We start from the raw sequence: 3,564 nt of genomic DNA, 5'->3' as shown, positions 1-3,564 counted from the left end.
CTCCGGGTCGGGCGGACCTCCGGGCGGGTCGCGTCAGCGCATGATCGCACCGGCGCCTGCGGGTCGGGCGGGATCCGCCGCCTCGCGCGGGAGGCCGGCCGACCCCGCCTGCTGACGGCACGGCGCCGACGCCCCCGAGCGACGGCTCGGCACCGACGCCGCCGACGGATGCGCCGACCCCGCCCCCGTCCGACCCTTCACAGCAGGAGACCACCCATGCGCAGACGATTCATCCCCCTCGCCGCCGTCCTGGCGTCGACCGCCGCCCTCACCGGCTGCAGCGGCTTCGGCGGAGGAGGCGGCGGTTCGGCCGACGCCGACTCGATCACCTTCACCACCTGGGCCAGCGAGTCCGAGCAGGCGGCCTTCGAGTCGCTGATCACCGACTTCGAGGCCGAGCACGAGGGGGCGAGCGTCGAGCTCAACGTCGTCCCCTACGACCAGATGTTCAGCAACATCGACGCGCAGCTGTCGTCGGGCGAGGCCCCCGACGTGTTCCGCGTCGACTACGGCAACCTCGGCGTCTACTCCAGCCAGGAGCAGCTGCTCGACCTGACCGACCGGATCGACGACTTCGACTCCTTCACGCCCGCGTTCCAGGAGGCCGTCTCCTTCGAGGGGAAGCCCTACGGCGTCCCGCACCAGACCGACGTGTCGGCGCTGCTGGTGAACACGCAGCTGCTCGCGGCGGCCAGCATCACCGACGTGCCGACCACCGCCGACGAGGCGTGGACCTGGGAGGAGTTCGCCGACGCCTCCGCGAAGCTGCGCGCGAGCCTGCCCGCCGAGCAGTACCCGTTCGTCTACAACTGGCAGCTCGGCGGCACGCCCCGCTGGCTGAGCTGGCTGTTCGAGGCCGACGGCACGCTCCTGGAGGAGGACGGCACCACTCCGGCGATCGACTTCGCCGCCGGCGCGAAGGCGCTGGACTTCACGAAGAGCTTCTTCGACAACGACTGGGTTCCGCCGACCAGCTCGGTGAAGTCCGCCACCTACGCCGACTCCTTCTTCACGGAGCAGACCGCGGCGATGGCGTTCGCCGGGTCCTTCCTCGTGCCGGACATCGACGACCTCGCCGACTTCGAGTGGACCGCCACGCCGATGCCCGTCGACGAGCGCGGCGCGACCGACCTCGGCGGCAACGCCCTCGTCGCCACGGCCGACACCGACAACCCGGAGCTCGCGACCGAGTTCCTCTCGTTCATGACGCAGGCCGACACCATGGCCGAGTTCTGCGCGGCGACGAACGAGCTGCCCACCCGGTCCGACATCGACCCCGCGTCGATCGACTTCGCGGTGCGCCCGGACGTGATGCCCGTGTTCGTCGAGCAGGCCGCGACGATCACCCCGCGGGACGTGCAGCAGCTCACCTCGCCGTTCCTCGCGAAGATCTCCGTCGCGATGCAGGACCAGCTCGAGGAGGCGTTCGTCGGCGGACGCAGCACCGAGGAGACCCTCTCCGGCCTCGACGCGGCCATCCAGCAGGCGACCAGCTGATGACCGCCACCACCCTCCGCGGCCGGGCGGGCTCCTCCGCCCGGCCGCGGTCGGCCCGCAGGCGCGAGGCCCTCGCCGGCTTCGGCTTCGTCGGCCCGAACCTGCTCCTGATGGCGCTGTTCCTGTTCGTGCCGATCCTCTGGGCGATCCAGCTCTCGTTCCAGGAGTCGCGCGGCTTCGGCACGCCCGAGTGGGTCGGCTTCGCGAACTACCTGCGGATGGGCGCCGACCCGGTGTTCTGGCAGAGCCTGGGCAACACGCTCCTCTTCACCGCGGTCACCGTGCCGCTCGAGCTCGCCGGCGGCCTCGGCCTGGCCGTGCTGCTCAACTCCGTGCTGCCCGCCCGCGGGATCTTCCGCACGGTGATCGTGCTGCCCCTGGTGATCTCGGGCGTCGCCTCCGGGATGATCGCGGTCACGATCTTCAGCGAGTCCTCGGGCATCGTGAACAAGGTGCTGAGCTCGCTGGGCGCCTCGCCGGTCGCGTGGCAGTCGGACGGCTCCGCGGCGATGATCTCGGTGATGCTGACCGCGGTGTGGCTGCGGATCGGCTTCAACATGGTCATCTACCTGGCGGGCCTGCAGAGCGTCTCGCCCGAGCTCTACGAGGCCGCGCGGATCGATGGAGCGACGCGCTGGCAGCAGTTCCGCGCACTGACGGTGCCGCTGGTCGGCCCGTCCACCTTCTTCCTGCTGATCATGAACGTGATCGCCTCGTTCCAGGTCTTCGACATCGTCTTCGTGATGACGGGCGGCGGCCCCGGCTTCTCCACGTCGGTGCTCGGCACCTACGCGTACCGCAACGGCTTCCAGGTCCGAGAGCAGGGCTACGGCGCCGCGCTCGGCGTCGTCATCCTGCTGGTCTCCCTCGCCTTCACCTACCTGCAGTGGCGCACGAGCCGCACGCGCGACCTCGTCGACTAGGAGCCCTCATGTCGTCCTCCACCGTCACCACGCCCGCCGCGGTCGCCGCGGCCACCGCCCGCGAGACCCCGCGCCGGCGCCCCTCCCGCCGCGACGGCTCCCGCTCCGGACTCGTCATCCGCCTCGTCGTCGCGATCGTCGCCTCGGCGATCGTGTTCTTCCCGCTGTACTGGATGCTCGTCATCGCCTTCTCGCCGCGCGGCGAGGTGTTCGCGCCCGGCCCGCCCCGCTTCTGGCCGAGCGAAATCTCGTTCGAGAACTTCGCGACGGTGTTCGCGCGATTCCCCGTGGGCGAGTGGTTCGTCAACTCGGTCGTGATCGGGGCGTTCGTCACGGTGTTCACCGTCGTGGTGAACCTTCTGGCCGGCTGGGGCTTCGCGCGGCTGCGCTTCCCGGGGCGGAACCTGCTGTTCCTGCTCGCACTGGCCACGATGATGATCCCGGTGCAGGCGATCATGGTCGCGCAGTTCAAGCTCGTGACCGGACTGCAGATCTACGGCACCTACTGGTCGGTGATCCTGCCCGGAGCGGCGGCGGCCTTCGGGATCTTCCTCGCCCGGCAGTTCTTCCTCTCCATCCCGGAGGAGCTGATCGAGGCGGCGCGGATCGACGGCGCCGGCCACCTGCGGGTGTTCCTGCAGATCGTGCTGCCGCTCTCGAAGCCGCTGATCGCCGTCCTGATCCTGCTGACTCTGCTCGGCAGCTGGAACGACTTCGCCTGGCCGCTGATCGCCCTGAAGGACAACGAGCTGTTCACGCTGCCGATCGGCCTGCTCTACCTCAAGGGCCAGTCGACGCCGGACTACAGCGCGAGCATGGCGCTGGCGCTGGTGTCGGTGCTGCCGATGGTGCTGCTGTTCCTGCGCTTCCAGCGCTACTTCGTGCAGGGGTTCGCGCGCAGCGGCATCCGGTGAGGTCGGGCGGCGGCACGGGCGGGGGCACGGGCGGAGTGGAGCGGTCGCCGCGGCGGGGCGCTCCTGACCGGACGGGGCAGGAGAGGACGTGGAAGGAGAGGACAGAGCAGGGCCGGAGAGGACGGGGCAGGAGAGTGCCGACGGACGCGGCGGGCGGCGCGTGCGCCACTGCAGGTAGGTGAAGGCGAGGGAGACCAGCAGGATGACGACGCCGAGCGCGGCGCCGTAGC

3 protein-coding genes are annotated in these 3,564 nt (G+C 70.5%); all 3 read left to right on the top strand.

Going from position 1 to position 3,564, the window contains the following annotated elements; all coding sequences use genetic code 11:
• Positions 1-216: 216 nt before the first annotated feature.
• Genes C5C33_RS17980 through C5C33_RS17970 form a run of 3 tightly spaced genes read left to right on the top strand, consistent with a single transcriptional unit; the run spans position 217 to position 3,334 of the window.
• Positions 217-1,497, top strand: coding sequence for a sugar ABC transporter substrate-binding protein (locus tag C5C33_RS17980; RefSeq protein ID WP_258069281.1), 1,281 nt, complete (start codon positions 217-219; stop codon positions 1,495-1,497).
• Positions 1,497-2,420: a carbohydrate ABC transporter permease gene (locus C5C33_RS17975; protein WP_104239656.1), complete on the top strand. Its 924-nt coding sequence runs from the start codon at positions 1,497-1,499 to the stop codon at positions 2,418-2,420. Before C5C33_RS17980 ends, C5C33_RS17975 begins: the two co-directional genes overlap by 1 nt.
• A gap of 8 nt (positions 2,421-2,428) precedes the next feature.
• A complete protein-coding gene (locus C5C33_RS17970) occupies positions 2,429-3,334 on the top strand; it encodes a carbohydrate ABC transporter permease (protein ID WP_104261781.1) in 906 nt (301 codons plus the stop codon).
• Positions 3,335-3,564 lie beyond the last annotated feature (230 nt).

The sequence above is a fragment of the Rathayibacter sp. AY1H3 genome (genome assembly GCF_002932015.1).
The sequence above is the reverse complement of the archived record's forward strand: the minus strand, read 5'-3'. Positions and strand labels throughout refer to the sequence as shown.